The 5,228-nt window shown below is 34.3% G+C and carries 6 protein-coding genes; 3 read left to right on the top strand and 3 right to left on the bottom strand.

What is annotated here, in order from left to right:
- On the top strand, positions 1–215 hold a 215-nt coding region (locus tag V7266_RS00125; RefSeq protein ID WP_335465089.1), incomplete at its 5' end, for a hypothetical protein.
- Between the two features lie 332 nt (positions 216–547).
- Here V7266_RS00125 and V7266_RS00120 read toward each other — a convergent pair.
- From V7266_RS00120 to V7266_RS00110, 3 genes are all read right to left on the bottom strand, one after another.
- A complete protein-coding gene (locus V7266_RS00120; protein WP_335465088.1) occupies positions 548–1,462 on the bottom strand; it encodes an NAD-dependent epimerase/dehydratase family protein in 915 nt (304 codons plus the stop codon).
- Positions 1,463–1,781: 319 nt separating this feature from the next.
- Complete coding sequence (gene rfbA, locus V7266_RS00115) at positions 1,782–2,663, bottom strand: glucose-1-phosphate thymidylyltransferase RfbA (protein WP_335465086.1); 882 nt, start codon at positions 2,661–2,663, stop codon at positions 1,782–1,784.
- A 508-nt stretch (positions 2,664–3,171) separates the two neighbouring features.
- Complete coding sequence (locus V7266_RS00110) at positions 3,172–4,149, bottom strand: NAD-dependent epimerase/dehydratase family protein (RefSeq protein WP_335465083.1); 978 nt, start codon at positions 4,147–4,149, stop codon at positions 3,172–3,174.
- Between the two features lie 135 nt (positions 4,150–4,284).
- Here V7266_RS00110 and V7266_RS00105 point away from each other — a divergent pair, with 135 nt between their 5' ends.
- Entirely contained in the window at positions 4,285–4,422 is a 138-nt protein-coding gene (locus tag V7266_RS00105) for a hypothetical protein (RefSeq protein ID WP_335465082.1), read from the top strand.
- A gap of 309 nt (positions 4,423–4,731) precedes the next feature.
- On the top strand, positions 4,732–5,228 hold a 497-nt coding region (locus V7266_RS00100), incomplete at its 3' end, for a hypothetical protein (protein ID WP_335465080.1).

Genomic DNA, 5,228 nt, shown 5'->3' with positions numbered 1-5,228 from the left:
ATATTTACCCAAATGTTGAAATCAAATTATATGATTATGTTTATAAAATGCTAGTAGACTATTGCGATGAAGCTTATCAATTATTCTACGATGGTAAAGTACACGGAATTATTGTTATGGGACATAGAGGTGGTCATAAGATAGTGAATCTTTTACAAACGAAAGGCATGGAATTTAATCAAAATTTATTTAAACTTACTAACTTCATTGAATAAGATATTTATTTCATTGATCTTAAATATGTGGGTGAATGTACATTAACGGTTCAACATATTTTTTTCAAGAGGGCTTAAATCAGTAAAAACTGAGGTAAGCTTTATTTGTCTTGCCTAAATTATTAAAAAAAACTGATAAATATTTTAGGAGTATAGGAATTAAAAAATTAAGAGGGGGCTCACCTCCTCTTAATTTGATATTTGTGATCCTTTTGATTTCTTAAAAAAATATTTTTAAATTTAATATAGAAGCTTAATAACATATGAAACCATTGTTATACAGACTCACATCCAGTTTGATAAAGGGAAGCCATTAGCGAGGTTTCCCTAGTTTATTCATGTTCCTGGCAGAGTTGTTGAATGCCTTCTTTGAGGTTGATTTTGGGAGACCATCCCAAGGAACTTAATTTGTTAATCGATAATACGTTGAAACCGAGTTCCCCTGCTTTAGCTTTTGTATAAACCGGGGGTTTTGCACCATGATATAGTCGATAAAACAAGGTAAGAAGATCATTTAATGATGTTCCTTTTCCTGTTCCAACGTTGAAAATTTCTTGTGCTTGAGATTCCAATTGGCTAACCAGTATATTTGCAGCCACAACATCACTCACATGAATATAATCACGAATTTGCTCCCCATCGCCATACACAATGGGAGACAAACCGTTTCGTAAATGGTCTGCAAAAATAGAAACTACCCCAGCTTCTGATGCAGGATTTTGCCTTGAACCATACACGTTTGAATAACGCAAAATGATCGATTGAAAACCGTATTGTTTTGCGTAGAATTCAATATAAAATTCAGATGCAAGTTTGTTAATACCGTATGGTGATATTGGTTTAGTTTTAAACGTTTCAGGCAAAGCTATTTCTGGCGTTTCACCGTAAACAGTACCGCCAGAAGAAGCGAATATAAATTTTTTTATACCAACTTTGCCTGCTGCTTGAAGCAAACGAATTGTTCCCAGCAAATTCGTGTCTACATCATAAATAGGATTGCTGACTGAAGATCTGACATTTACTTGTGCAGCGTGGTGGTTTATAATATCTGGTTTTTCTTTATGCAACCAATCTTCGAGAGAATCATCTAAAATAGATAGATTAATAAAACGGGCCTCTGGATTTAGATTAGACAGAGATCCAGTTGAAAGATTATCCAGTATAACAACTTCATACCCGTTATGAATATATTGGTCCACAAGATGTGACCCAATGAAACCTAATCCCCCTGTAACGAGAACTTTCAATGTTTTCACCCTCTGTAAATTCTTTATACTTTAAAATTCGACTCCCGAATTTTATTTAAATAGTTGTTTAAGAAATGCTAGCTACCGTCGATCCAATGTTGAAGGAAAAAACGGTTTTCTCTGTCCTAGTCCACTTGGTTGGGCATGGTTTGAGGTTATTTTCGTCATTCTAAAAAGATGTCTTCATTTTCATTTTTCAATTGGCATTTTTTAAATATAGTAAGTTTTGGATAGTAAGAGAGTTTATTTGTAGGAATGTAAAGGAGGACTGCTTATATTAATATAGAAGGAGAAAAGCAGTAAGAATAAATTTTTTCATTTAGAATAGATCTTTATTTTTTGATGCAATTTTCATCAAGTATTTTCCATAATTAGTTTTAAGGAGCGGAGTGGATAATGAAAATAACTGCTCTTCTGTGATAAATCCCTTTTTAAAAGCTACTTCCTCTATGCATCCAATTTTAATATTTAAGTTTTCTTCTAATTCTTTTACACATTGTGATGCTTCAAACAATGAACTGTGAATACCGGAATCAATACAAGTAAATCCTTCTTCTAAAACTTCAACATCCAGCTCGTCCATAAATAAATAGCTCTTGTTAATATCGGTAATTTCCAATTCTCCTCGTTCGGATGGTTTTAAATTTTTTGCTATTTCTACAACCCGGTTGTCATAAAAATACAATCCTATTACTGCGTAGTTGGATTTGGGATTTTTCGGTTTCTCTTCAATGGAAATAGCTTTGCCTCTTTGATCAAATTCTACCACTCCAAACCTTATGGGATCATTTACGAAATACCCAAAAATAGTAGCACCTGTTTTCTTAGTCATTGATTTTTGTAGTAGCTCTGTTAGACCAATTCCAAAAAGGATATTATCACCCAATATTAATGCAACATTATCATCGCCAATAAATTGCTCTCCGATAATAAAAGCTTGTGCAATCCCTTTTGGTGATGGCTCCACTTCATAACATATCGAAATCCCTAAGTCTGATCCATTTCCTAATAATTTCATAAATCTTAATTTATCATGGGGAGTAGTTACAATTAATATTTCACGTATACCTGCATCCATTAAAATTGAAAGGGGGTAATATATCATCGGTTTATCATAGACAGGTAAAAGCGATTTTGAAATAACTTTTGTTAAAGGACTAAGTCTTGATCCACTGCCCCCAGCAATTATAATTCCTTTCAACTTTTGACTCCTTTCTTTGATGGAATTACCTAGCCTGTTTGATTTAAACATACTTGATAGATTTTTTAGTAATCAAAGCTTTATTTACCATCTAAAATTCTTTACTTCTATAATGGTATGCATTTTAAAAGTAATTTGATTAGGACTTCATCATTACTAGGGGGAATTTGGCTATTTCCCCAATGAACTTATGGTTTAGAAAAAACAAGTTATATAGGTTGGTGGGAAAATCTCCAGCACCTTGTACCTGGTTGGCAAAAGGTTAATTTTATTATATGAAAGACAGAATAAAAGGTACGTTTATATATTAATCGAAGTTAAAGCTTTGGAAAAAGAAAAACGCTCATTTCAATGGTTATGGCTGTTTATAACGGCGATCATGATGACTTTTTCAAATCAAATCAGCTCAGCTTTTTGCCTGGTTGCTGTCCTTAATTGGATTTTTTTATTATATTTAATGTTTTGGATTAAAAAATAAAGCCAGGACAAAATGAACCTGGCATAGAAATTAAGTCTTATTTTTCAATTTTTTAAGATTTAGCTTCAACCTGTACTGACGAATTGTTTCCATCAATCCATCTTCCAAAGAAACAGTGGGACTCCAGCCTAAAAGTGCTGTTCCTTTTTCGATCACAGGTCTTCTGACCTTCGGATCATCTTGTGGAAGTGGATGGAATGTGATCGTGCTAGTTGAGTTAGCTAAAGCCTTTATCAAATGTGCCACGTTTAAAATAGAGTATTCCACAGGATTACCGATATTAATAATCTCTCCGTTTGCCTCATCCTTTTCCATCAAAAGCTTTAAGCCTCTTATGACATCAGTCACATAACAGAACGAGCGTGTTTGTGTTCCATCTCCATAAACTGTAATATCGTTTCCTTTTAATGCTTGAGTGACAAAATTTGAAATAACTCTGCCGTCATCATTGGCAAGTCCAGCCGAATAGGTATTAAAGATACGGGCAACTTTGACCTTTGTTTGATATTGATTATAGAACTCATAACAAAACACTTCGCCAAGACGCTTTGACTCATCATAACACGCTCTAGGCCCCCATGTATTGACATTCCCCCTATAGGTTTCAGGCTGTGGATGAACTTCCGGATCACCATAAGCCTCGCTTGTACTGGTATAAACCATCTTAGCATTGTTTTTTCTGGCTAATTCCAGCATATTCTTCGTGCCAATCGTATTCACATTAATGGTTTCGAAAGGAGCTGCCTGATAATATTTCGGAGAAGCAGGGGAGGCTAAATGATAGATCTCCGAGATATTTTGCATAGCAGGATGTGTAGCAACTAATGGGGAACAAACATCTATATTTATAAAAGTAAAGCGGTCTTCCGGCAGATTTGTTAAATTAGTCATTTTTCCGGATGATAGGTTATCAATTCCCACCAATAAATTACCATCATCCAGTAAATCCTTTGCCAGATGAGATCCGAGAAAACCAGCAACACCGGTAATTAACACTTTCTTCTTCATTACTCACCTCTCGATTTTAAGTTCACTAACATACTATGTAAATAGGAAGGAATGGAATGGGTGAAAAGGAGGGATAGAGTACATGATTTCAGTGGTTACATGCAATTCAAGGTAAGTACACGGTAGAAAATATGATTGCCAACTTTAAAGGGCAGCGGAAAAAAGAAAGAGCAAGTTGTGATTTTAAATAAAAATGATATTAATGTTGTACCAAATGGAGGTGATATTCGTGTATATGGTATGGGTGGGGGAACACATTTGCAGAATGCTTGAACTTTGGTGCCAGTCTTACACGGTATAATGTAATTGCAAAAATTTGATGACGATGGGTATTATTCCACTGATTATTTATATATTCATTCGTAAAATTGAATTTCAAAAAATTTCCTGTGTGTATTTTCTTATTTAGATTGGGCTGCTTATTTGTTTATTTAATGAACCTTGATCCGTGTAAGAAATAGACTATTAATATGTTTATTTTTAAATTAATGAAGGAAGGTTTGTGTCCAAGCGAAAAGATTTACTATTAAAAGAAAAATGAAAAACTGTAGAATATGTTTTTCAAAGAGGTGAATAACAGGTATGGCCTTATTTAACCCTACAGAAGGGGAAACTATATCAGGTATTATAAAAGTAACTCAAAGTAATAAGTGTCCAAGTAATGTAATAATTACAGTATGTAATAACGGTACTACCGGAGAAATTGGAGCCATCTGTTTCAATACAAAGAACACAGGAACGATTTATCTTCTGACTCCGGGCGAAGGTTCAGAAACAGATATTAATGCAAGGCTAGACATAGACGCAGGTGAAGCAAAATGTTTTGGAAATTTCCAAGTATTAATAACAGATCTTAGCCCCCATCGAATCCTTCCTGGTCATTGTCAACATTTTGAACTTAGTTCTCCTTCAATTCCGTTAACTGAAGCTCAATTTTCACAACAAGCTAATGGATTATATTTTGAAAATTTGCCGGATGGATACGGTGTTTGTTTACCTGGGATATTTGATATTTATTGTGAAACCGAGATGGAAATAGAGATCGAAACGGAAACTGAGACCGAAACCGAAACGGAGAC

Source organism: Neobacillus drentensis (genome assembly GCF_036965645.1).
In the GTDB taxonomy this organism is placed as follows: Bacteria; Bacillota; Bacilli; order Bacillales; family Cytobacillaceae; genus Neobacillus; species Neobacillus drentensis_D.
The sequence above is the reverse complement of the archived record's forward strand: the minus strand, read 5'-3'. Positions and strand labels throughout refer to the sequence as shown.

What these genes read in the sequence shown, in the direction of transcription:
- V7266_RS00110 (WP_335465083.1), bottom strand. Translation starts at nt 4,149, where the DNA reads ATGAAGAAGAAAGTGTTAATTACCGGTGTTGCTGGTTTTCTCGGATCT.